The organism is Methanosarcina mazei S-6, assembly GCF_000970205.1.
GTDB classification, from domain to species: domain Archaea; phylum Halobacteriota; class Methanosarcinia; order Methanosarcinales; family Methanosarcinaceae; genus Methanosarcina; species Methanosarcina mazei.
This window is the reverse complement of the sequence record NZ_CP009512.1, coordinates 979,534-1,002,611: the sequence shown is the minus strand read 5'-3', so window position 1 is coordinate 1,002,611 and position 23,078 is coordinate 979,534. Positions and strand designations below refer to the sequence as shown.

The following is a 23,078-nucleotide window of genomic DNA, read 5'->3' as shown; positions in this document are numbered from 1 at the left end:
AAGAAAAAAATCGTAAAAAGAAAAAATTTGTTGAAAGTTATGTCTTAAGCTTTTCAGGGCTTCCCTCGGTTTCTTCGAGCCACTTACATCCTCCGTCCCTGTTAACCACGCCAACTGTAAATTCTATCCCGCTTTTATCCACGTACTCCCTGGTTCTTTTCAGGGCATGGTCCACCATTCCGCCTGCTGTAAGGATAAGACAGCGTTTTCCACAGAGAGCCATAAGGATTGATTTGTCTATGACGCCTGAAGTGACGTCCAGGCGGATTCCGTCCTGTTCGGCAAGGGTTTTGCTCTTCTTTCCCATTGCCCCCACGAAAGCGATTTCTCCTTCTTTGATAATCTGCCTGACCTCATCCGGGGAATATTTATCAGTATCGTAAAGCAGCACTCCGCCTGCTTTGATGCCCTTGCGCTTGAGCTCAACAATAGCCCTGCCGTTGGGGTGAATGTGCAGGACAGTGGCATTAATCGCCTCGTAAGGGGACTGGGTGGCATACTCTCCGTACATGACTCCAATATTCAGGTTATCTCCCTCCCTGACTCCGGGAGCGACGTCAACCCACATAAGGTCAAGTGGCTTCAGGGTATTGACAAGGTCAGGGATGGTTTTGGGGGAGTTTCTGCCATATGCAAGGCCTCTTCTCTCAATTTCATGATAAATCTCAAGCGTAGTGGGCTGGCGCAGGCCCGCTTTTTTAAGGAGTTCCTGCTCTTTGAACACCTCTGCGGGTGTACCCTGCCCTATAAGTTTGCTGTTTGACATAAGGAAAACATAGTCAGACCAGCGGTATGCAAGGTCCACATCATGAGTTGATATGATAATGGTGCTCCCGAAATGGTTGAATTCGTTGAGAAGATCCATAATCTCGTCTGCCCCTACGGGGTCGAGGTTTGAGAGGGGCTCATCAAGGATGATCACTTCAGGCTCCATTGCCATAACACCGGCAATTGCAACCCTTTTTTTCTGCCCACCGCTGAGGTGGTGAGGAGGCCTGTCCTTCAGGCGGATGAGCCCGACATACTCAAGGGCACTCTGCACACAGGCATCGACTCTTTCTTTTGAATAACCGAGGTTTGCAGGCCCGAAAGCTACGTCCTGGTATACTGTGGGAGCAAAGATCTGGTCATCGGAATTCTGAAAAACGATTCCTACGGATTTCCGGATTTCCCGGAGGGATTTTGAATCGTACTTAAAAGGAACCCCATGGAAGAGAATTTCACCTTCCTGTGGCTTTAAAGTCCCGTTAAGGAGCAGGAAAAGGGTGGACTTACCGGAGCCGTTCTGCCCTACAAAGGCAACCTTTTTTCCTTTTTTGATCTCTATGTTTATGTCCTGAACAGCTGCAGTCCCGTCAGGGTAAGAATATTTAAGGCTCCTGGTTTCAAGAATAATCATGATATGTTCCTCAAATGATGGATATGTTTTTTGTAAAATAAAAAAGTGCAAGAGCTGAGAGGAAATAAGCAGAGGTCAGCAGGAGTTCCACCGCCCTTACAGGCCTGTGCACTTCGAAAAGGGTCATTTTTCCGTCATAACACCTGGAATTCATGGCAAGGAAGAGCTTATCTCCCTGCTCCCAGGACCTGATAAAGAGCGTGCTCCCGAGCATGGCTATTGAATTGAGTGACCGCCTGAAATTCGAATAGCCCAGCCTCACTGTCTGGGCATATTTTATGCAAAGAACCATGTCCAGGAAAACAAAAATATACCGGTAAATCAGCATGGATAGCTCTATGAGTGATTCCGGTAGCCTGGAAGCCCTGAGCACGGCAAAGAGTTCTATCATCGGGGTTGTAAGCGCAAGGAAGTAAAGGCAGCACATCCCGCTTAAAGACCGTGAAAGCACAAGGAGGGCAAGCTCAAGCCCGTCTGCAGTTACCGCAAGAGGATAACCCGCGAGTTTGAAGGAAAACAGTTCCTGCCCCGAGCCTGAAAAGAAAGCGATAATAATCACACCCGTAAGAGCGAAACCTGCAGGAGCGAGCAGGAGTTTCAGGTAGAATTTGAGGGGAGTCCTGCCGAGAACAACAGTTGCAAAGCTCATGCAGAGGGCTATGAAGAGAGGAGCTATGGGAGACGTGGATGAGACTCCCACAAGCAGCCCGAAAAAGACTATTGCAAGCTTTAGCCAGTTGTTTATGTGCCTGAGTGGGCTCATAAGCGCATAATCATCAAGAATATTTGTCATATAGCAAACCCGCAGATTGTGGATTTAAGCAAAAATCAAAGGTTAAAAATAATAGGCAAAAGATAAAAACTTTCCTGCAATGAAGGCAGGAAAGTAAAGGGGTAGAAAAGAAATTATAAGGAATGTTTGTCACTTTCTGACTTTTTTTTATCTTTATATCCAAGATCGTTTTCGTATCGGCCTTTTGCCTTGTAGTAGCCAAGGAAATAACCGATAATCCCTGCGCCGATAGCTGCCTGAAGGCCAAAGAGGAGGCTTTCAATTTCACCACTTGGAGGCTCCCAGAAAGGTTCTGCATTTGGCTCATAGGTTCCGCCGGTGATCTCATTGATAACATTTTCAGCTTCCCCGTCAGCTCCTCCGTATTCGGCGTCTGACGTGGATGACATATAAACGAACTGCACTGCAAAGACCAGGAAAATTGCGAGTACAATAAGTTCCAGTTTTCTGCTCATGCGGAAATACCTCTCAGTTTTCTTACAACAGCATCTTCAATGACTTTCATTTCAACCAGGATGTCGCTCTTGACGTTGACAACGTACTTGAAGAGCAGGGCACTGATAGCTCCCTCCATGATCGCAAGGGGCACCTGAGTAACTGCAAAGACTGTGGCGAATTTGCCGAATGAACTCATGAAACCTGCAATAGTAAGCGCTCCACCTGCAGGATACGCCAGAGAAAGTTGCACGGATGTAGTTAGATAGGTTGCCCAGTCCCCAAAAGCCGTAGCAAGGAAGACCACGACAAAGAAGTTGATATTAGCTTTCATACCTGCTTTATAAACAAGGTATGCTACCACAGGCCCTACGATGCCCATGGAAAAGACATTTGCTCCAAGAGTTGTGAGTCCCCCGTGCGCAAGGAAAAGTGCCTGATAGAGAAGCACGATAGTCCCGAGCACTGCGGATATTGCCGGACCGAATATAATTGCTGCAACTCCGGTTCCTGTAGGGTGGGAACAGCTTCCGGTTACCGAAGGCAATTTCAGGGAGGATAACACAAAAATAAACGCACCTGCGACAGCAAGGAGAGGCAATATTTCGCGTTTTTCTTTGACCAGATTGTTCATTTTGTAAATGCCGTACAGTATCACGGGAATTGATACTGCAAACCATAACTGCCACCAGGGAGTAGGTAAAAAACCTTCCATTATATGCATAGGATCACCGCAAGGATATCAAGTAAAGATTATTGGGATTAAGTAAAGTTAGATTGAGTTATAGAATACATAAAGGTTACGGTGGAAGAGAAACGGGTGCGCAAGAGCCTATAAAAATTAATTTGAAGGTAATACAACTCTTGAAAATCTGGACAGATAAGACAGAACAAGCAAACTTGAGTAATATCAGGCATAAACTGGCAGGAACATTATATATTATAAAGAATAAATAAAAATGAATCAATAACTTGAGACGCTGTGAAAAATATCCTGACAAAGGTAGAATTTAATATCAGTATCAGTAAGCAGGGAAAAAGAGATAATAAAGTAAAGTTGTATAATGATTAAAAAGATAATAATGAAAATAAAAAAAATAAAAAAATAAAAATGGAGGTTATAACGTATATAGATCCTGTTTTTAGACCTGGAAGACAGGTCAGAATGGCAAGCAAAGCAAAATATAATCAACTAAAATTGCTTTAGCAAAAAAGTATTGTATCCTGAAATATATAAATATATCCATTTGGTTCGTTTAGAAAAGAAGTCTTGAAATAAGATCGTCAGGAAGGGTATACTTTTGAATAAAAATAAGAAGATTTAAAAGTAAGGCTTTTTTAAAAAGAAAATTTCGTTTGGGATAGAATCATGAAATCATAGAATGTTCCTTTTCAGTGAATTAAAGCTCCTTTCCACTGAATTAAAGCTCTTTTTCAGTGAATTAATGCTTCTTTCCACTGAATTTTTCCCGGTGAAGGCATTATTCCCACAATTGCTATGAACCTAATTTACGAATTCAAAGCCCGTGACTGAAAAATACTACCGAATAAGCAATTGCAAAATAACGCCCGAATTTCCCGATAAAAATCAGGACTGAAAAAGACCTGAAAGACAGCTGCATAAGTCCTGCAACCATTGTAATTACATCTCCTATGCCCGGAACCCAGGTAAAAAGGAGAGTATAAACCCCGTATTTATTGAAAAGCCTCTCACTTTTCTCGAGCTTTTCCGGAGAAGGAGAAAGGTATTTTTCAAGCACATGCCGCCCTTTTAAGCCCAGATAATAAGTGGTGCATGACCCCAGGAAGTTTCCGGTAGTGGCCACCATAACCACAGAAAAAGGGCTGAACCCCTGGTAAACAAGAGCGACTACCAGAGCCTCTGAGCCGAAAGGCAGGACTGTAGAAGCCAGAAAACTCAGGACAAAAAGGTTCAGGTAACCGTAATCGGCAATAAAAGTACTCAGGGTTTCAAACATGGTAATCCTTCTCTTACACTCCTGCCTGCGATTCTATTTAAAGTGTTTCTTGCCACCCGAATTTCATTTAGAGCACAGGAAATTGAAGATTTTCTGAGAATTATGGTGCAATTTCAACACCACGCTGTCCTTTTCACCTGCCCGGCTCGCTCAAGAAACTGATTTATGACAATGGTATTGGACTGGACCAGGGAGGACCGGGTAAGAAGAGTATGGAGTAAATTTTTCATAAAGGGCTAAAAAAATTAAATTACAAAAATATCTCTTATCCTGAAGCCTTACTCTATTTACCGAACCTGGCATGTCATGCCCGACCAGGATAAACAGACTGCACAGAAAGAAGAGAAAGGGCAGATAATTTACTTTTGACTTAAATAAGTCCTGAATGGTGCTTAAAAAACAAAAAAGAAGAAAAAGACCGGAATCAAAAAATATTTCCGGTCCCTGCTACGAAAAAGAAGAAACCTGTTCAGTCCCTTCTTTTCCTTAGCAGTATAAATGCTGTGGCAAGTATGCCGATGGTTGCAGCGCCGGTCAGGAAGGGAGTTGATTTCGTTACTTCGTAAGTTCCGCTCAGGTCTCCTATCTCAATCGTATAGTCGCCCTGTTCCTTTTCAGTGTGCGAGAATTCGACTGTTGTGGTCTCGCCAGCTTCCAGGCTTACGGTTTCGGAGTCCACGGTTTCATTGTTGACCAGAAGTTCCACTTCGGTTTCTCCTGCAATGTTACCGGTGTTTGTAACATTTACCTGGATTGTGACTGCATCTCCGCCCTTAACAGAAGCAGGTTCAATTAAGAGGTCTGAAAACTCGAATTCGGCTTTGTCTTCAGAGACTTCAACAATAATTTCTCCTTCTTCATAACCTGCTTTTGTAGCATTTACTGTGAATGTGCCCGGAGCGGTTACCCAGTAAGATACAGTGCCGTCCGTACCTGTCTGACCTTCAACTTTCTGCCCTCCAAAGAATACATCTGCTCCGGGGACAGGCTGTTTCTCTACAGAATCAGTAACCCTGATGCTTATCTGGTCTCCTTCCCTGATGTTTTCAGGAGAAACTGAGAGCAGCAGTTTCAGGACTCCGGCTCCGACAATATCCACATCCTTACTTCCGGAGAGGTAGCCTGCCTTGTTTGCATATAAAGTGAAATCGCCCTCCAGGGTTGGGGTGTAGGCAAGGATCCCGTCGTCCCCTGTGGTTCCGATGCTCTGGTTGCCGAGCCGGATTTCAACGTCACTGACTGCAGCATCCCTTGCGGTTACAGAGATTTCTGCAGCCTCTCCGACCACAAAGACATCAGGGGTTTCTATCCTGAGCTGGTCCTGTGGCGCGCTCTTGACTTCAACGAATGGATAGAAACGCAGGACATTTGAATCAGCTACCTTGAAGCTTACATTGCCCATCAGGCTGATCGTATTGCCCCTTGAAAGGGAAATTGAATCCTCGTTCTTCATTGTAATTCCTGAACTGGATATGGTGCTGATTTCCATCTTGCCGAAGGAGTCGCCCTGGGAAAGCTCAAGATAATCATCTGAGACCTGGAAGATGCCTTCTATAAACACAGCGTCAGTTTCACGTGAACGGAAGACTGTGCTTATGTGGGCTGCGATCATGGGGACATCTTCCGCCCCGCCGATATCCGCTTCGTAGATGTAGTCCCCATTGCTGGAAGTTATCCCGGAATCCACAAGCTCTCCGTCCCTGTACAGCTCGAGAAGTACTCTGTTACCGTTTACATCGACCTCTGCGGCTTTGAGGGAGTAGCCATTTTCAAGAGCTATGGAGGAGCCCGTGAACATAGACCTCTTGTGATCGTCATCAATCAAAACTTTTGCAAGGATATCATCTGAAAGGACACTCACGCTTCTTGAATTTCCGAAGGTATTCGCAGGGTAGCCTGCAAAATACTTCTCTGCCATGAAGCCAATGACCTGATAGGAACCCCAGCTTTCCTGTTCGAATTTCACGAGTGCAGGGCTGGTTGAATAGACAAGGGCCTCGTCATCAATCGACCTGCCGCTAATCTCTTCTGTCAGGGTCAGGCTTTCGGTTGAGACATTCTCATCTATGCTGTAATAGAACCCTTCAAAGTTATAAGGCGTCCAGACAGTGGTATTAAATGTCTCGTCATGAACCGTTCCCCTCAGTTCATAGGTTCCTGGTTCGGAAATTTCAACTATGGGAGCAAAGCGAAGCTCGCTGGAGTCAGCCACGACAAAGCTGAGTTTTCCCATAATGTCAACCGTATCTCCTCTGCCCAGAGTAAAAGAATCACGGTTTCTCATTATGATTCCGGAACTCGAAGTAGAACTGATCTCCATTTTCCCGAACCTGTCCCCATTCTCGATCTGGACATATTCGTCCGATATCTGGAAGATTCCTTCTACAAATATAGCATTTGTCTCCGTGCCCCTGAATATCTGAGCTAAATGGACCGCGATCAGAGGTACATCATCTGCGTCCCCGAGATCAGTTTCATAGACATAGTTACTGTTGGAAGATAGGAAACCGTTGTCTATCACATCCCCGTCTTTCTCGAGCTGAACCCAGACCGTGTTTCCGTTAACATCGACTTCCACGATGTTCAGGGAATAGCCTTCTTCAAGTATGAGGGAAGAGCCTGTGTAGAGGGATTTCCTGTCATCGCTGTCAATCAATATTTTTGAAAGCTGACCGTCCGAGATTACGCTTATATCGTCATTCACAAAATTAGAATTTTCAGTATATCCAGCAAAATACCGTTCAGCCATAAATCCTATAACCTGGTAAGAGCCCCAGTTCCCATATTCGAAGTTTGTTTCGATGGGCCTTGTCTCATACTGCAATCCGTTTCTCTGGACACTCCGACTGCCTTCTGTAAGCTGGATAGTCATATTTTCCGAGCCTTCCCCGGTATCCAGGTCATAGTAAAAACCCGAATATGTCTGCGGCGTCCAGGTATAGGTAAGGTTCTGGCTTAAATTTGCATCCCATATGCGGTTGCCTGATGAGCCCGAAACCTGTGCAGCTGCGGATTCGCACAGCAATCCGAGCATTAAAAATAGGCATAGAATTTTTAAGTAGTTTTTATTCCCCAAGTTAAACCTCCTTTTAATGGATTGGAGCAGGGGTTTGGCCGTAAGGAAGTCCGGGAGAAATAGAAACAAAAAAGTTCCTGAGTACTCCCCTGGATTTTTTCCCGTATCCGGATACCCCATATCACTTTGAACATATTGAAATATTCAACTATATACAGTTCTAAGTATTGAAGTAATTAGATAAAAGTTTTTGGGCTGTCCTGAATGTATAAAACGAAAAACTGAAAAAAATAAGATCTAAAAAAGGATTAAAAAAGAAATAAAGGGATATAACAGCTTAAAAATAAACAAAGGAAGATATAAAAAAATATTATATTTTTAGCTGTTAAATTTAGAACTTATTTTCAAGAATTTGAATTTTTAGCAAGTATTATTACTTTTCAAGTATCCTTATGTGTTAAAGAGTTGTATATTTTAATCCGTTATATTTTTCAACAATTTATATTTTCAATAATATGTATTTTCAGTAATTTATATTTTTCAGCAATTTGAGTTTTTCAACAATGTATATTTTCAACAATCTGTGTGTTTAACCATTTGTATTTTTATTAAGTAATTTTTTGTAGAACACAAACCAGGGGTTGTCCAGAAAACCTATAACATTCTTGCTGATGAGCTGTCCTATAATCAGAGGGAGCACGGGCATAACTCCATAATAAGCAATAAAGACAAATATCACAGAGTCCAGAGTAAGGTTAACAAAGTCGCTAGCCCCTGAACGTAGCCAGATATAAGGGTTTATCATGGTGTCATGCTTGAAGTTCTTTTCTTTTTCCGAAAAACGCTTTTTAAGGGATGCAAAGATCCAGGCATCAAGGTTCGAGCAGACCAGAAAAGAAACCCAGCTTGCAATGGTAATCCTGATACTCAGCCCGAAGAGACTCTTCCAGGCATCTTCAAGTTCAAAGAAAGGTGCAGGACTGAGGTTTGTAACCATGCCTATGAAGAGTACAAAAAGTACCTGGGTAGCAAAAGCGATAAGGATGGATATATGCGTCCTTTTCTCCCCGTAGACTTCGTTAATCATATCCACGACCTGGGCAATAAAAGGATAAATGAAAACCGCTGCGGGCGCGAAAAAGGAATAGAAGCCAAGGTCAAACACGATAATGCGTGTAGCAAGTACCTGCGAAGCTGCGAGGTAAACTACATAGAAAGCGGTGAGGGCTGCAAATCCATTCTCAGGCATTTTTTTAATAATATACACGGATGCATAGGTAGCAATTGTTAGAGTGATGATCCAGTAAAGCCAGACAAGCATATTTTTTCACAACCGGATTTATAGGGAATGGGAAACTTATGAGGTGGCAGATAGGAGTTAAAGTAAGGCAATTTGATATAAGCTGCAGTTAAACTGAAATCAAGCCGAAATTAAAATAAAATTAATTGAATTAAGCTTGAATTAAAGGTAAGGCAAACCAGCAAAACTGCCGGATTCGGGGAATAGAAATGCAGTTCATTTTATTTAAAGTTCACACTCTATTCTTATCCCAGGACTCCTCAAAGAGCATCCAGCGACATAGGAACAGAAACGTGTAAATGCCCGGATGAAAGAAAATTTTCCAGCCTTACAATCCGGGAAATAACCAGTATTTCAAAATTTTATATTCTATATTCTATATAAAGATCCACAAAATATAAGTTAAAAGAGAAGGTTTCTGACCTTTGAAATTACAAGTCCAGTAAAACCACGAACTAATTAACTGAATTTACCAGCAGGTAACCAGAAAGTCAGTACCAGTTAAGAATCATTATAAAATTAAGAATCACTGCAGATTCGAGAATAAATTGCATATTCAATAATTTACTGTCATAAACGATTAATAACGTATGGAGCCGTCCCGGCATGGATACAGATACCAGTATTTCAGAAGACCTGAAGCTTGCCGTCCTTGAAAAGATTAAACCCACGGAAGCCGAAAGGAAAGAACTCATGGCTGTTCAGGATGAGCTTGCCGCAGAAGTAAAAGCAGCAGCAGAGAAACTTTGCGTGCCTGATATTTTTGTGAAGATGGTGGGTTCTGCTGCAAGAGGCACCTGGCTCTCAGGAACTCACGATATTGATGTTTTTATCAGCTTTCCCGAAGAAACTTCCAGAAAAGACCTGGAAATAAGAGGAATGGGAATTGCCAGGGAAGTTGCAAAACACGCGGAATATGCCGAAGACCGCCATGCTGAACACCCTTACCTGAATATTGTTTACAAAGGCTTTGATGTGGACCTTGTCCCTTGCTTCCGGGTCTGTTCTGCATGCCAGCTAAAATCCGCAGTCGACAGGACACCTTTCCATAATGAATTCATAAAATCCCGCATAAAAGGTAGGGAAGATGATGTCCTGCTCATGAAGCAGTTTATGCGCGGGGGCAGAGTCTACGGCTCGGAACTGAAAACACAGGGATTTTCAGGCTACCTGACCGAACTCCTTATCATTTACTACGGCTCTTTCGAAAAAACCGTAAAAGCAGCCTCTTCATGGAAGCCCGGCAAGAAAATAGATATTATGCAGCACTCGGAACTGGAGCACAGCGAACCCCTGGTAATGGTGGACCCGACAGACCCGAAGCGGAATGTTGCAGCAGCCCTCTCTCTTGACAAATTCTGCATGTTCATAGACCACTGCAGGGAGTTTCTGAAAAGCCCGGAAATCAAATTCTTTTTCCCTGAATCTCCCCTGCCCATCGAGGATAAAGAGTTTCTTGAAAAACTGGAAAGCCGGAAAACTTCACAGCTTGCAATCGTCTTCGAGACGCCTGATGTTGTGGACGACGTGCTCTATCCGCAACTGTATAAAATGGAACAGGCTGCATCTTCCCTCCTCAGCGAATACGATTTTTCAGTGATCAAAACCGGCGTCTGGTCAGGGAAACCCCAAACCGTGGTTATGCTCGAACTTATCTCAGGCACCCTCCCCAACGTGAAAAAGAGAACTGGTCCTCCGGTATGGGTCAGGGAACATGCTGAGAAGTTCAAAGACAAGTATGAAGGAGCTGAAAATGTTTTTGGAGGATATATCGAAAACGGGAAGTACGTCTATGAAGTCCACCGAAAATACACAACTGCAAAAGGGCTCCTTGAAGAACAGCTTCTAAACTGCTCCCTGGGAAAACAGGTTTATCAGAGCGTGAATAAAGGCTTTGAGGTTATTGAAAATGCGGAAATTTGCAGGTTAAAAGATCAGGATTTCAGGGTTTTTTTGAGGAAATGGGTGTAAATTTACTATTAAGTACAAATCATTCCTCAATATTCGATTTTTCATAGAGAAGAGTACTCAGGGAGCTGCCCCCCGAACTCTTACACAGGATAGGTACTTTCCATTAGTTCTCATTAAACCATCAAAGAATGTAAATCTGCTAGCATATCTCTGGTCTGATCTATGAAGAAGACAATAAAGACAATAATAAACCATAATTGAATAATTTTAGGTTTATGTTTAGAAAATAGTAATGACAAAAAACTAGAACTCCATAATATCAGAATGAATACCCCTGTTTGATAATCCGTTATAATTCTATAAATTGGTAAATAAAAATCTTGAGAAAGAAACATTAAAAAAGAAAAACTAAATAAACCAGATGAATAAAATGCAGCTACATTGGCAGTAGTAATTAATAAACTATTAGTAGATGAATTATTAGTCGAATAACTAAGATTGGAGATTAATATACAATATGATATCATAAAAATAAAAAAACTAAAAGCAACACGAATCACAGGCTTTGAATCAGTCTCAATTTGACCAAAAACAATAAACAAACCATAAACCGTAATATAAGTTTGGGCTAACTTCTCTTTTCGATCAATATCTCTTTCAAATAATCTTTCTTTCCCATCATTGTCCCTTTCTCTTTTATCAAATAACCTCTCTTTTCGATCAAATTTTAAATTAGAAATAATACCACCACCGAAGGGAAAAACAATTAACATAAGACAATAAACATAAGTCTTCAAAGGAATCATATAATAATTTTTTTAATTTCAGTGATTATCTTATTGCCTGCGTCAGAATATGCCAGCATAATTTGATTTAAACATATATTTTATAAAAATTATTAATGTTTTTGATTCATATTATGATTATACAAACTGAATAAAAGAAGAAAATACAGGCTTGAGTTCCTGTATCAATTTATAATCAAATTGAATTATTTGGATCTAAAAGTCAAAAATCATTAAAAAGGAATTAGTGAAGAGAATTCAATAAAGACTCACAAACCCCTCAACCCTTTTCTGATAATAAAGATACTCCTGGGCATACCCGCAGTAGCGTCCGAAATATTCCCGTCCCCAGTCTCCCATACAGCTCAGGTTTGTGCAGGTTTCGAAGTAGCTGTCATCGATATGGTAATGCTGGATGATCTGCCTGATGTGGGTATCTACAGGGAAAGACTCCATTTTCTCAAAAGCGAAAAGGAGGACGCAGTCAGCAACTTTTTCCCCTATGCCGCGGAGCCTCATAAGGCGTTCTCTGGCGTATTTGTATTCAAGGCGGAAAAGGGTGTTAAAGTCCAGTTCCCCTGAGCAGACTTCCTCTGCTGCCATTTTTATGCGGTCTGCCCTGAAGCCCAGCTTACAGAGGTCAAGCATGGACATATCAGCGTTTGCAAGAGTTTCAGGGTCCGGAAAACTGAAATATCCGTCTTCGAGCTCCTGTCCGAAGATCCGGCTCAGAAGACAGATCCTTTTTTGAATTGTCGGAATGCTCGAAGCCGTGGCAAGCATGTAAGAAATCAGGCATTCCCAGGGATCCTGACGGATCAGGCGCAGGCCCTTATATCTTTTTATTGCCCTGTCTATCAGAAGGTCCCTGTTGATGCTCTCGTAAATTAAAGGGAGGTCGTCGTCAAGGCGAAAATAACGGGAGAAAAATTCGGGAGGGAGTTTGGAGTCAATTAGCAGTTCCCGGCTGTCTTCCTCCTGGGAAAGACGGATAACATTGTTTCCTACAACCCCTGTCCACCAGTCTCCATTCTTTTCCCAGCGGAAGACCTGGCCGCAGTCGAGGGTATAATCAAGGTTGAAAAAATCGGGATCAAGTCTGTACATCCAGCTCAAGCCCCCTCAAAAAAGTTCCCGCAGTCAGCGTGTCCCCGAGCCCAACCGTAGTTATCGGGGATTTGCAGAGAAGAGTGGGGAGAATACAGAGCATACAGCCTTCCATTAAAGCATATGCTCCCCGTCCACAGGCAGCTCCTCCGAAGGCTTTCAGGAAAAGCTGCAACTGCTTTCTTCCAATCTCGCTTTCCTGAAGTTTCAAAGCCTCTTTTTCCATAAATTCCCGCCCTTCGAGCTTCCCTGAAGCGGCATATGCTCCTGCACACTTCTGTCCGAAGCTCATGGCTTCGATTATTTTCCCGGCTTCCTTCAGCAGAGCTGGACTTTCTCTGTCTTTCCATTTTTTTTCATCCCATTTTTCTGAAATTCCTGAACTGTCAGAATTTCCGGAATCCGGCCCTGATACAGTCAGAACAAACTCCCTTGTATGAATAAAGAGTCTCTCAAGCCCGTTCATAAAAGCAAGTTTACAGGCTGCCTTTCCTATGGACTCGGCTTCCATACGCAAAAGGCCTTCAGCAGGGACTCCGTGCAGGTAATTAAAGATTGCAAGCTCGTCTTCGTTCATTCCGATGCTGTCCGAAATTCCGGCAGATTTTAAAAATACAGAGTTTGCTATATCCCTGCTTGCGAAATGCCCCAGTTCCACATGAATCCTGAGATTTTCATTTTTTGATTTCCAGGTTTTAAGCCTGGAAAAAGAATTTTCAAGATATTCTCCGTAAGTGCTGCCGTCAGGATAGGTATCAAGAAGGAGATGGAAGCCTGATATGAGTGCCCCGTCCATTTCTCCTGCATTGTCCAGGGCATAATTCTCAAAAGCAGCGCTGGTAAAGAGCCTGAAGTTCAGGTGGTCGCAGGTCGCAATAAAGCGGTTTTCCCTGGGGACCCGGATTTCTTTTCCATAAAGGGAAAAAGTTTCGCCTTCTGAAAAATCAAAAACGAAATGGATAGGGTCCTGGGTTCTGGAAGTACCTGTGCTGCCTGTCCGTGCATTATGTGCATCTTCAGATTTATGTGCATCTTCAGATTTACGCGCATCTTCAGATTCCTGAGTATTTTTTATAGATTCGTCTTCAGGGTTTACTTTTCCCGGCTCTTTATCTGCCTGAAGAGGAGTGCCCGGAAAATAGACTGCTTTTTTTGAGAATAAAGAGAGCTGGGTTTCTGAAGGAACAGCAACATTCGGGACGACTCTCGAAGCCCCCATCTCGGAAAGGACGTTTGCCATAATCCCTGCATTTCCGCCCATTCTTACAATGGACTTTTCAAGATACCGGTTCTTCAAAAACTCAAAGACTCCCTGTTCAAAAACAAGCCATTCGGCTCCACAACCGTTTTTCATACAGTAAACTAGCCCTGCCACGAAATCAGACTCTGAAAGGATTTTCCCGGGAGGGTTCTCCATTTTTTCAAGAATTTGAGCCTTTTCAAACGACTTCAGCAGTTCCGAGATTTCAGCTCCGTTTATCCTGTATACGGAGTCTATATTTACATTATAGCCACAAAGTATTTTCATCTGACCTGTTCCTGTAAATTAAAACGGAGAGGGAGCCTTTTTCAGGCTTCCATGCTGGGAATCACTTAATCCGTTATAAAGCGTGGAAGATAAGAATCTACCCTGGAAAACCTATCCGGAAAATAATTTCCAGAAAAGTCTCTTCTCAGAAATTTCTGGAAATTTATAACATAACTTATTTCCCTGATTTTATCTGTTTCATCCTTGCAAGCATGGCTGCAAAAGCCCCTGCGGAAATGGTATCTCCTATTCCTACCGTTGCTTTTGGCCTGTCCACCACTTTGGATGGTATGAGGATAGCGTCATGATCTGACCCGTATATGTACCCGTATTCAAATTCATCCGGGCTGCATAGCTTTCTTCCTGTACAGTAAAGCTTGAAGGTCTCCAGATCTTCCAGGCCCTGGGCTGAGACAGGCACGTCCAGGCCGGTTTCGGCTTCATTAAGGTCTTCGATTTTTCCGTGAAGGGCCCGGGAAGCTGCGAGGACAGAGGAGAAGAGCAGGGCATCCCTGTGTTCTTTCAGGGTTAGAGGGTGGCCTTTTGCCAGGATGCATATATAGAAGCCAAGAGAGTGAACATGTACCCTTTCAAGTTTAAGGTCCTTCATTAACTGGACAGCCCCCTGGTAAAGGGACATAATCCCGTTTTCTCCCTTCCGGATCACGGAATATGAAAGCTCCTCATATCCGAGTACATTAAGAGCATTTGCAACTTCTACAGTGTCAAGCCCGAGAGAATGGACATGCCTTGCAACAATTTCTGTAAGGATTGCCTTTCTTATAACCCGGTTCTGGATGGAAGTGAGCTCCACATGGATACGGAGGTCAGGGTTCAATGACTTCAGCTTATTAATGACTTCTACGGAATGCTCAACATAATCTTTGTAGGTAGACCCGTCCTCATATTCTTCTTTTATCATCTGATAACCGGAAAGCATTGCCCCGTCAACCGGAAAGATGGTCTCAAGCTGGTCATATATCGCTCTGTCCATATCAAGGCGGATCCATTTGGGGCGGGAAGAGATAATCAGGCGGTTGTCCCTGGGCACTTTGAAAGTGCTCCCTGCGCAGGACACTTTGAGGTCTTTGGAAAACTCAAATATCCAGTTGACCTTTGACCCCATCCCGGGATTGAAAGCCTCTGCAGGAGTCTTGAGGACGACTTCTCCATTTTCTACTTTAGGGTGAAGGATGTTGCCGTTATCTTCAAAATATTCTGCCTGCTCTGCTGAAAGCCAGGGAATATAAGCCACAACCTTTTTCAGGTCTAACCGGGCAAGAAGGTTTGAAATAATTCCTGCCTGGCCTCCCATTCTGGCATAGTCGAAACCAAGGTGTTCTTTCAGCCACGTATGGATTTCTTCGGTATATGTGGGCACTTCTGCGGCTTTCCCTTCCCTCATAGCTATGAGCAGGCGGGCGATGAAATCCAACGGATCGGCAATTTCTCTCGGGTATACCGCAACCCTTTCCTGAATTTCAGCCTCATCGAAAAACCCGATAAGCTTTGTCAGGGCTTCTTCATCCAGGTGCCTGATAGCATCAATATTGCTGTTGTAAGCTACAAACATCCCGTCCAGATAAGGAAGGGCTTCTTTAGCATCGTAAAATGCTTCATTATGGCGCTGTTCCCATTCTTCCATGTCCACGTCAGTAAACCCCCTGGGAATAAAATAAAGTATCCAGAATCAAGAAACATATTATTCTGGAATAATGAAATAAATAAACCAGGATAAATCCCTGGTTTTGAATACAGGAGTTATCTGCTGTATTTTACTCTATTTCCCATTCTACGTTATTTTATTTAACATTGTGTAGATTGGGAGCCTGAGGGCAGTCCAGTCTGATCTGATGCCGGCTTCCAGACCCATAGCAGGCATCAAAAATAAAATCCAGGCATAACAGGCACATAAAACTGCATATTCCAGAGTTTACCCTGTGCACCCAACACCCGTGCCCGATACCCGTACACAATACCGTTCTTTTTCGGTTCAGGTTGTGTATTCGGCATTGATCCTGACATAATCGTAAGTCAGGTCGCAGCCCCATGCAGTTGCGGATTCTTCTCCCATTGCAAGGTCAAGGTTAATGATAATCTCATCATTTGCCATTATTTTCTTCAGGAGGGAAAGATCCGAAGCCGTTGATATTTCCCCAGCTTTTACAAGTTCGACCTCCTCTCCTCCTCCTGAGAAAGATAGAGTGAGCCTTTCCTGCTCAAGCTCGGCACCCGAATACCCTGCTGCAGCTACAACCCTGCCCCAGTTAGGGTCTTTTCCGAAAATGGCAGACTTCACCAGAGGAGAGCGGACAATGGTTTTTGCAACAAGTCTGGCATCTTCGTATTTTTTTGCCCCTGTAACTCTGGCTTCTATAAGTTTGGTCGCACCTTCCCCGTCTTTAGCCATTTTCTTTGCAAGGTCGGTAAACACACAAACAAGCCCTTCCTCAAAGTCGTCAAGGCAATCCAGGCAGGGCTTGACTCCGGACTTACAGGTGGAGGTAAAAAGCACCATATCATTCGTGCTCGTGTCCCCGTCCACGACAACCATGTTGAAGGTTTTGTCGACAGCTATCTTCAGAGCCGCATCCAGGACATCGGCAGGCACCTTTGCATCAGTATATGCAAAGCAGAGCATGGTTCCCATATTCGGTTCTATCATGCCGGAGCCTTTTGCAATTGCCCCTATCCTTACCCCGCAGTCAAGTTCCACAGCAGATTCTTTAAGGGCTCTGTCCGTGGTCATGATAGCCTTTGCTGCTGCACGGCTACATTCGGGAGAACTGCCCAGCCCTTCAAGGACTTCAGGAAGGTGTTCCTTTATAAAGGAGACGTCAAGCCTCCTGCCGATTACTCCTGTCGAGGCAACGGCAACGTTATCAGGGTCCAGGCCTAGATTTTCAGCGACCATAGAAGCCATTTCCATAGCGTCCAGAAAACCGTCATCACCAGTAAAAGCATTGGCGTTTCCACTGTTTGCAATCACAGCAGACAGCCTGTGTTCGGTTTCAATCCGTTCCCTGCTGAGTGTAACAGGAGCCGCAACTACCTTATTCCTTGTAAAAACACCTGCCGCAGGCCCTTCCGCACGGATAACAGCTATCCCCATTTTTCCGGGTTTTATCCCGTATGCAGATACGCCCCTTACTGCACAAATTCCGCCCTCTATTTGCTTCATGAAAACTCTCCTTAGACTCAAAGTTTTGCAAGTCCTTCTATAATGTCTCCGCGCGTGACAATTCCGACAACATAACCATTTTCAATCACAGGAAGCCTGTTGATCCTGTGCCTGACCATAAGTTCTGAGGCTTCTTCAACGGATGCCTCGGAAGAGATTGTGTGCACACTCTTTGTCATCATCTCTTCCAGCTTTGTAGAACCAACATCAGAAAGCATCTTTTTGGTTTCCTCCCAGCTCAGGAGTTCCCTTATGGGCACCTCTATTATTTCAAAAGGGCTCGGGAGCCAGAGGTTTCCTTTTTCCGGGATCACCAGCAGCTCAAGAAGGTCAGCCTCACTTACTATCCCTACAAGCTTTCCGTCCTCAAGGACAGGAGCTCCACTGATGTTGTTTTCCTTAAGGATCTTTGCAGCTTCCCGAACTGTATTTTCAGGCTTGCAGAATACAACATCAGGATTCATGACATCTTTTACTTTCATCGGACTACCCCAAAATAAATTCCATTCTTTATTTTTATCCGTCACCAGTTATATATTCTCGCCTGCTCTGCGTTTATGGAGCTGTGGCAGGCGTCCAGAGACCGCGGGTCTCAACCAGCCCGAACATAAGGTTCATGTTCTGGATAGCCTGCCCGGATGCGCCTTTGACAAGATTATCGATTGCCGAGAGTACAACAACCCTGTTATTCTCTTTATCTGCTTCAAAGCCAATATCACAGAAGTTAGAACCCCTGACCGCAGTAAGGGACGGGACTCCTCCCGGGAGCCGGACAAAAGGCTTATCCCTGTAAAACTCCTCATAAATTCCCCTGACATCTTCGGTCGAAAGAGGCTCTTTTGTAAAGAGGTGTGCAGTTGTAGAGATCCCTCTGATGGTTGGGATTACATGCGGAGTGAAGCTGATGTTTCGGAGATTTCCGTCAAGCCTCGTTAGTTCCTGTACGATCTCAGCCCTGTGCCTGTGAGCTGTAAGTTTATACGGGACAATATTTTCTGCAAGATTCGGGTAATGCGAGGTTTCAGTTGGAGAAATTCCTGCCCCTGAAATCCCTGTTTTGGAGTCGAATACCGCGATATCTATCAGCCCGGCTGCTGCAAGCGGGGCTGCTGAGAGAATCGCTCCTGTAGGGAAACAGCCCGGATTTGCCACAAAATATTCTCTGGCTGCTTCAGGGTGAAGTTCTACAAGCCCGTACACTGCATTCCTCGGGTCGCTGTGTTTTATTCCATAAATTTTTTCAAATACCGGAATATCAAGCCTGTAGTCCGCGCTGAGGTCGATTACCTTTGTGCTACCGTCGAGCAGTTCGGGGACGTAATTCATACCGGTCCCGTGAGGCACCGCCAAAAAAACCAAGTCACAACGCTCCCTGATTTCTTCAAGCCCGGGGTTTTCGTACTTCAGGTCCAGAAAGCCTTCGAGGTGCCTGTGAGTGCTTGCTACGGGTTTTCCTGCAAGACTCCGGGAGGTCGCCAGTTCAAGACTGACATCGGGGTGGCTTACAAGTAAGCGCAGGAGTTCTCCTCCTGTATATCCGGAAGCTCCTATAATTCCTGCCTTGATCATGGTATTCACTGCCAGTGTAATGTCAATACAAGATAATTAAGCTTGTTATCGAAAAAAACAAGAGAGAAGGATCTGGGGGTTGCTGGCACGCAGATAATGGCTCATAAGATCTGTTTTGATCCGGGCTCATTCCGGCTCTATAAGCATCTGTCTTTTAACTTCAAGATCATTTTCTGCGATAATGCCGCCACTATCATAATCAACTACCTTTACCGAAACCCATTCTCCCGGCTTCAGCTCCATTGAAGGCAGCAATTCGCTTTTATTCAACGCAAGAACTCCTTTTTCTCCGGTTTCGAGAGCTCCCAGTTCGGAGTCATTTAGCGGATACGAGCTGCCGTTAATGTCCATAATAACCGATATAGAAGGACTGTCGAAAAAAAGCTGATCTCCGCCTTCATGTTTGAACTCAAGGGAACTCTCGTCCCCGGTAAAATAGATCTGCAGTTTTGCTGTTGGTGATATCTTATTGGATGGATTGCCGTACTCCTCAAAAAAGACTGAAGAAACCAGTCCTGCAAGAATAAACACGATGACTATTGTAACTGCCGTCCCGATAACAGGAGCGAGACCCTTTTCATCTGAGCCCTTTAAGGCTGAAAATTTCTTTACCATCATATCCCCCGGGAAGAGAAAAGTCATATAATTAATATTAAGACAGTAAAGTTTAAATTTCCAGATATATAAGGATATTCCAGAATATTCCGGTCAGATAATACCAGCTTCAATCAAGCAAATGCCTCTGAGAAAACCGAATAATAAGGTAAAGTATTTTACCTTTATCAGCCTTTTTTCCTGCAATAAAATTCTTATGAGTGCTGACTTCCGGAGGAACAGGAGGAAAGAATTTGAGCGAAAAAAAGTTAGTTTATCTTGCAGGCCCTCTCTTTACGCATGCCGAACTCGAATATAACAGAAAATTAAGAGATACGTTGCTCAATAATGGTTTTTCTGTTTTTTTGCCCCAGGAAGACGCAGAAGATGCGGCACAGGAGCGCGAAAGACAGAACCAGGAATGCATATTTCTAAAATGTGTGGAAGGCATTGATGCCTCGGACATTATTGTTGCAGTCCTTGACGGTGCAGACGTGGATGCCGGGACAGCATGGGAGGCAGGTTATGCCTATGCAAAAGGAAAGCCGGTGATAGGGCTCAGGACGGATTTCAGGGAGCTTTCGGACGGGATAGTTAACTTGATGCTGGAGATGGCTATAGTTGCCCTTGCCAGAGACGAAGAAGAACTCATTAAAATAATTGAAAAATACCAGTGAACTATAACCGTCTTTGAACCTTTTTTTATCTGTATACAGTTTATTTTTCACCGATATGATTGTGATTTAATTTTAAATGATGAAGCCTGTTAACTGAGTTATAAAAATGACCTTTATATTGAAAGATATTTAAAACTTATTTTATATAAGTGAAAATATAATTATACCTGAATTGAAATAAGTCTAAAACAGATTCATCCACAGAAGCCATAATTCATAACGATTATTAGGTAAAAAAATATTAATATGGAATGCCAGACATAATAACAAGTGGAGGTTAAATCAATGACCTTTCCTAAAGGATATAATTTTACAAAAGTAAAAACTTCACATGGGCCTGACATGTACGTATCCAGGTATGGGAAGCTGGTAAGAGTCGTACCATGCGGTCCACATGTGGAGTTATCCGAAAGATATGCCAATGACTTGATCCGCCAGATCGAAGCCATGGATTAAAATATAAAAACTTTTTCCGACTTTTTATTTTTGATTCGGACCCGTTTTTCGTGAAAGCCCCTTTACAGACCGAAGCCCTTTCGGCCTGGTATTTTTTAAACATTTTTCTTTCTATAAATAACTACCTTTTTTCTTAATTTTTTATCTAAAGTCTTTAAATAGCCTTGATATAACCCGTGTCATCCAATACTTCAGAGCCTCCATGATCTTTCAGTGGATACTTTTGGTGTCCGCTATGTTATAAGATTAGATTTATTTGAGATTCGATTCAGTTGAAATTCAGTTCATTTGAAATTCGGTTTATGTGAAATTCAGTTCATTTGAGATTCTGTTTATTAAAAATCGCTTCAGTTGCTATTCAACTCAGTTGAAATTCAATTTATGCGAATATGCTTTAAGCTTTAGACCAGTAAAAGCCTTAAAACAGAGAAACCTTAACACTGGGCCAGTAAATTCTCTACAAATCAGATAACTTGAAGTTACAAAACAGGGAAGCTTGAAAACAGGAGCCGGTGCGTTGATCAGAGTTTACAGGGAAAACGATCTGGAAGACATGGTAAGAATATGGTACGATGCCTCAGTTATTGCCCATCCCTTTGTGCCAGCCTCTTTCTGGGCTTCGTACAGACCTGCGATGAAAAAAGAGTACCTCCCCTTTTCAGAAAATTATGTTTACGAACAGGAAGGAGAGGTCGCAGGCTTTATTTCACTTGCAGGAGAGATAGTATGTGCACTTTTTGTAGCTCCCGAAGCACAGGGAAAAGGAGCAGGAAAAGAACTGCTTGAGCATGCAAAATCCCTGAAAAAAAGGCTTTTCCTTAAAGCCTACAGGGATAATAAAAAAGCCATCCTCTTTTACGAAAAGAATGGGCTCAGGGCAACAGGGCAGGAAGTCGAAGAATATACGGGCTGCGTTCAGATTTTAATGGAGTGGGAAGATTCTTAATATGGATTGGGAAATTTGGCGCTAAAGAGAAGGGAAAAGAGAAAAAGAAAGAGGAATGAGAAAAAGGAAAGAGAATAGAGAAAAAGAAAGAGGAATGAGAAAAAGAGTAGAGAAGAGAAGAGGAAAGGAAAGGAAAGGAAGAAAAGAAGAGGAAAAAGAAAAAGGGAAGAGAAGAGAAGAGAAGAGGAAAGGGAGAAAAGAAGAGGAAAAAGAAAAAGGGAAGAGAAAAGAAAAGGGAGAAAAGAAGAGGAAAAAGAAAAGGGGAGAGTTAAAAAGGGGAGATGAAAAAGGAAAAAGCAGGGAGTGAAGGAGGGGAAGTTATGAATCATAAAACTGAGGATAGATCCGTTGGAGAGGAGGAAGGCTCGCTTTTCCTTTACCTTGCACCCGATACACCGGAAGCAAAGAAAATAAAAAGCCTGCAGGGAAAGGAATACGAGTATGCCGGGTATATCGGAACGGTCGAGTATTCGATTGCCCGTTACTATTATGAAGTTGACAGAAAAATAACGGATAAAGACGCAGTAGCAGCACTGAAGAATCTCAGGAAAAACTGCAGCAGACCCATTTCTTTTTTTAACCGTGGCCTTGAAAAAGAGATTATTAAAAGCCTTATAGAAGTCCTTGAAGAAAAGCCGATAATAGTCCACGAATTAAACCTGGTAATAGATTACGTTCTGGAAGTTATCAGTAACAGGTCCTGGATGGGAGACAAACAGGCATACATAAAATGGGTAGCCTATATAATGGACCTTTTCACAGAGGGAGAAAAGGAAGAATATGAAAAAGAAATAAAGAAGCTTGCCGCCGAAATTGGCCTCTCGGATAAGCACGCAGACCTTATGCTCATGAAAGGGGAAGAGGAAGATTATTTTGAATTTATAGAAGAATATGGGGAAGAATATAGGGAAGAATACGAGGATATAGAAGGGCTCCGGGGAGAAGATGCAGGAGAAAGGCAAAAAAGGGAAGTAAAAAGAGAAAAACAGGCTGGAGAAAGGTTAAAAGAAAAGGAATTAAGCGATGAAGAGCTGGTGGCGGAAATGGAGGACAAATTCCGCCTGATGGAAGATGAAGAGAAGTTCGATTTCCTGCTGGAAAACGGCCCGGAATTTTATGAATTTGCAGGAATTTACATATCAGAGCTGGCAGAAAAAAGGAAATATGACAGGATACAGGAGCTTTACAGCAAACTCACAGAGAAATATGATAACTTCCTCTACCTGTATGTGATTATGGGAGCAACCTACCTTGAAATAGACCCTGACCTTGCAAAGTTCTATTTTGAACAGGCACTGAAAACCCTTGATAAGCTGGATGAATTTTCGGACGCGACAAAAGAAAAATTAAGAGCCAGCTTCGTTTCTTTTATAGAGAAAATAAGTTGAGTCCACGCCTGAGA

General features: G+C 43.1%; 21 protein-coding genes. 6 read left to right on the top strand and 15 right to left on the bottom strand.

Features of this window, described 5'->3' with window-relative positions; translation table 11 throughout:
* Positions 1 to 37: 37 nt before the first annotated feature.
* The 7 genes from MSMAS_RS04450 to MSMAS_RS04415 form a co-directional block, all read right to left on the bottom strand.
* A complete protein-coding gene (locus MSMAS_RS04450; protein WP_048039928.1) occupies positions 38 to 1,399 on the bottom strand; it encodes an energy-coupling factor ABC transporter ATP-binding protein in 1,362 nt (453 codons plus the stop codon).
* A 10-nt stretch (positions 1,400 to 1,409) separates the two neighbouring features.
* On the bottom strand, positions 1,410 to 2,192 hold the full coding sequence (cbiQ, locus tag MSMAS_RS04445; protein WP_011032416.1) for a cobalt ECF transporter T component CbiQ: 783 nt from the start codon (positions 2,190 to 2,192) through the stop codon (positions 1,410 to 1,412).
* Between the two features lie 113 nt (positions 2,193 to 2,305).
* Positions 2,306 to 2,647 (bottom strand): energy-coupling factor ABC transporter substrate-binding protein, encoded by a 342-nt coding sequence (locus MSMAS_RS04440; RefSeq protein ID WP_011032417.1) that lies wholly within the window; start codon positions 2,645 to 2,647, stop codon positions 2,306 to 2,308.
* Positions 2,644 to 3,351: an energy-coupling factor ABC transporter permease gene (locus tag MSMAS_RS04435; RefSeq protein ID WP_011032418.1), complete on the bottom strand. Its 708-nt coding sequence runs from the start codon at positions 3,349 to 3,351 to the stop codon at positions 2,644 to 2,646. Before MSMAS_RS04435 ends, MSMAS_RS04440 begins: the two co-directional genes overlap by 4 nt.
* 793 nt (positions 3,352 to 4,144) lie before the next feature.
* On the bottom strand, positions 4,145 to 4,606 hold the full coding sequence (locus MSMAS_RS04425; protein WP_048046344.1) for a YqaA family protein: 462 nt from the start codon (positions 4,604 to 4,606) through the stop codon (positions 4,145 to 4,147).
* Between the two features lie 469 nt (positions 4,607 to 5,075).
* Complete coding sequence (locus tag MSMAS_RS04420; RefSeq protein ID WP_011032420.1) at positions 5,076 to 7,682, bottom strand: S-layer protein domain-containing protein; 2,607 nt, start codon at positions 7,680 to 7,682, stop codon at positions 5,076 to 5,078.
* Between the two features lie 529 nt (positions 7,683 to 8,211).
* Positions 8,212 to 8,943, bottom strand: coding sequence for a queuosine precursor transporter (locus tag MSMAS_RS04415; protein ID WP_011032421.1), 732 nt, complete (start codon positions 8,941 to 8,943; stop codon positions 8,212 to 8,214).
* Between the two features lie 585 nt (positions 8,944 to 9,528).
* On the opposite strand from MSMAS_RS04415, the gene cca reads away from it, so the two are divergent.
* Positions 9,529 to 10,893, top strand: coding sequence for a CCA tRNA nucleotidyltransferase (gene cca / locus MSMAS_RS04410; protein WP_048036454.1), 1,365 nt, complete (start codon positions 9,529 to 9,531; stop codon positions 10,891 to 10,893).
* Between the two features lie 113 nt (positions 10,894 to 11,006).
* Here the strand turns inward: cca and MSMAS_RS04405 are convergent, their stop codons facing one another.
* The 8 genes from MSMAS_RS04405 to MSMAS_RS04370 all read right to left on the bottom strand — a co-directional run bounded on the left by MSMAS_RS04405 (position 11,007) and on the right by MSMAS_RS04370 (position 19,621).
* Complete coding sequence (locus tag MSMAS_RS04405) at positions 11,007 to 11,606, bottom strand: hypothetical protein (protein ID WP_230633343.1); 600 nt, start codon at positions 11,604 to 11,606, stop codon at positions 11,007 to 11,009.
* 270 nt (positions 11,607 to 11,876) lie between these two features.
* On the bottom strand, positions 11,877 to 12,725 hold the full coding sequence (locus tag MSMAS_RS04400; RefSeq protein ID WP_015411126.1) for a DNA-3-methyladenine glycosylase family protein: 849 nt from the start codon (positions 12,723 to 12,725) through the stop codon (positions 11,877 to 11,879).
* Positions 12,712 to 14,253 carry an ADP-dependent glucokinase/phosphofructokinase gene (locus MSMAS_RS04395; RefSeq protein WP_011032425.1) on the bottom strand — a complete coding sequence of 514 codons (1,542 nt, stop codon included), beginning with the start codon at positions 14,251 to 14,253 and terminating at the stop codon, positions 12,712 to 12,714. The genes MSMAS_RS04400 and MSMAS_RS04395 overlap by 14 nt, the downstream gene beginning before the upstream one ends.
* Before the next feature lie 175 nt (positions 14,254 to 14,428).
* On the bottom strand, positions 14,429 to 15,904 hold the full coding sequence (gene pfkC, locus MSMAS_RS04390) for an ADP-specific phosphofructokinase (protein WP_011032426.1): 1,476 nt from the start codon (positions 15,902 to 15,904) through the stop codon (positions 14,429 to 14,431).
* Between the two features lie 342 nt (positions 15,905 to 16,246).
* On the bottom strand, positions 16,247 to 17,434 hold the full coding sequence (gene argJ, locus MSMAS_RS04385; RefSeq protein WP_015411128.1) for a bifunctional ornithine acetyltransferase/N-acetylglutamate synthase: 1,188 nt from the start codon (positions 17,432 to 17,434) through the stop codon (positions 16,247 to 16,249).
* Positions 17,435 to 17,451: 17 nt separating this feature from the next.
* Positions 17,452 to 17,916, bottom strand: a complete 465-nt coding sequence (locus tag MSMAS_RS04380) for a CBS domain-containing protein (RefSeq protein WP_015411129.1) — start codon at positions 17,914 to 17,916, stop codon at positions 17,452 to 17,454.
* Between the two features lie 73 nt (positions 17,917 to 17,989).
* The gene (gene argC / locus MSMAS_RS04375; RefSeq protein ID WP_015411130.1) at positions 17,990 to 19,003 is read right to left on the bottom strand and encodes an N-acetyl-gamma-glutamyl-phosphate reductase; all 1,014 of its coding nucleotides are present in this window, start codon (positions 19,001 to 19,003) and stop codon (positions 17,990 to 17,992) included.
* 126 nt (positions 19,004 to 19,129) lie between these two features.
* Positions 19,130 to 19,621, bottom strand: a complete 492-nt coding sequence (locus MSMAS_RS04370; protein ID WP_226987678.1) for a type IV pilin — start codon at positions 19,619 to 19,621, stop codon at positions 19,130 to 19,132.
* Positions 19,622 to 19,851: 230 nt separating this feature from the next.
* On the opposite strand from MSMAS_RS04370, the gene MSMAS_RS04365 reads away from it, so the two are divergent.
* The 5 genes from MSMAS_RS04365 to MSMAS_RS04350 all read left to right on the top strand — a co-directional run bounded on the left by MSMAS_RS04365 (position 19,852) and on the right by MSMAS_RS04350 (position 23,064).
* A complete protein-coding gene (locus MSMAS_RS04365; RefSeq protein WP_011032431.1) occupies positions 19,852 to 20,274 on the top strand; it encodes a nucleoside 2-deoxyribosyltransferase in 423 nt (140 codons plus the stop codon).
* A 285-nt stretch (positions 20,275 to 20,559) separates the two neighbouring features.
* Complete coding sequence (locus tag MSMAS_RS18625) at positions 20,560 to 20,730, top strand: hypothetical protein (RefSeq protein WP_155395335.1); 171 nt, start codon at positions 20,560 to 20,562, stop codon at positions 20,728 to 20,730.
* 496 nt (positions 20,731 to 21,226) lie between these two features.
* On the top strand, positions 21,227 to 21,676 hold the full coding sequence (locus MSMAS_RS04360) for a GNAT family N-acetyltransferase (RefSeq protein ID WP_230633342.1): 450 nt from the start codon (positions 21,227 to 21,229) through the stop codon (positions 21,674 to 21,676).
* A 55-nt stretch (positions 21,677 to 21,731) separates the two neighbouring features.
* Positions 21,732 to 21,983, top strand: a complete 252-nt coding sequence (locus MSMAS_RS04355) for a hypothetical protein (protein WP_048046342.1) — start codon at positions 21,732 to 21,734, stop codon at positions 21,981 to 21,983.
* A gap of 13 nt (positions 21,984 to 21,996) precedes the next feature.
* Complete coding sequence (locus MSMAS_RS04350; protein ID WP_230633341.1) at positions 21,997 to 23,064, top strand: hypothetical protein; 1,068 nt, start codon at positions 21,997 to 21,999, stop codon at positions 23,062 to 23,064.
* The last annotated feature ends 14 nt before the right edge of the window (positions 23,065 to 23,078 follow it).

Bases quoted from the DNA above. Each gene is read 5' to 3' on its own strand.
- MSMAS_RS04450 (WP_048039928.1), bottom strand. From the start codon at position 1,399: ATGATTATTCTTGAAACCAGGAGCCTTAAATATTCTTACCCTGACGGG.
- cbiQ (WP_011032416.1), bottom strand. From the start codon at position 2,192: ATGACAAATATTCTTGATGATTATGCGCTTATGAGCCCACTCAGGCAC.
- MSMAS_RS04440 (WP_011032417.1), bottom strand. From the start codon at position 2,647: ATGAGCAGAAAACTGGAACTTATTGTACTCGCAATTTTCCTGGTCTTT.
- MSMAS_RS04435 (WP_011032418.1), bottom strand. From the start codon at position 3,351: ATGCATATAATGGAAGGTTTTTTACCTACTCCCTGGTGGCAGTTATGG.
- MSMAS_RS04425 (WP_048046344.1), bottom strand. From the start codon at position 4,606: ATGTTTGAAACCCTGAGTACTTTTATTGCCGATTACGGTTACCTGAAC.
- MSMAS_RS04415 (WP_011032421.1), bottom strand. From the start codon at position 8,943: ATGCTTGTCTGGCTTTACTGGATCATCACTCTAACAATTGCTACCTAT.
- cca (WP_048036454.1), top strand. From the start codon at position 9,529: ATGGATACAGATACCAGTATTTCAGAAGACCTGAAGCTTGCCGTCCTT.
- MSMAS_RS04405 (WP_230633343.1), bottom strand. From the start codon at position 11,606: ATGTTAATTGTTTTTCCCTTCGGTGGTGGTATTATTTCTAATTTAAAA.
- MSMAS_RS04400 (WP_015411126.1), bottom strand. From the start codon at position 12,725: ATGTACAGACTTGATCCCGATTTTTTCAACCTTGATTATACCCTCGAC.
- MSMAS_RS04395 (WP_011032425.1), bottom strand. From the start codon at position 14,253: ATGAAAATACTTTGTGGCTATAATGTAAATATAGACTCCGTATACAGG.
- argJ (WP_015411128.1), bottom strand. From the start codon at position 17,434: ATGAAGCAAATAGAGGGCGGAATTTGTGCAGTAAGGGGCGTATCTGCA.
- MSMAS_RS04380 (WP_015411129.1), bottom strand. From the start codon at position 17,916: ATGAAAGTAAAAGATGTCATGAATCCTGATGTTGTATTCTGCAAGCCT.
- argC (WP_015411130.1), bottom strand. From the start codon at position 19,003: ATGATCAAGGCAGGAATTATAGGAGCTTCCGGATATACAGGAGGAGAA.
- MSMAS_RS04370 (WP_226987678.1), bottom strand. From the start codon at position 19,621: ATGATGGTAAAGAAATTTTCAGCCTTAAAGGGCTCAGATGAAAAGGGT.
- MSMAS_RS18625 (WP_155395335.1), top strand. From the start codon at position 20,560: ATGACCTTTCCTAAAGGATATAATTTTACAAAAGTAAAAACTTCACAT.
- MSMAS_RS04355 (WP_048046342.1), top strand. From the start codon at position 21,732: ATGAGAAAAAGGAAAGAGAATAGAGAAAAAGAAAGAGGAATGAGAAAA.
- MSMAS_RS04350 (WP_230633341.1), top strand. From the start codon at position 21,997: ATGAATCATAAAACTGAGGATAGATCCGTTGGAGAGGAGGAAGGCTCG.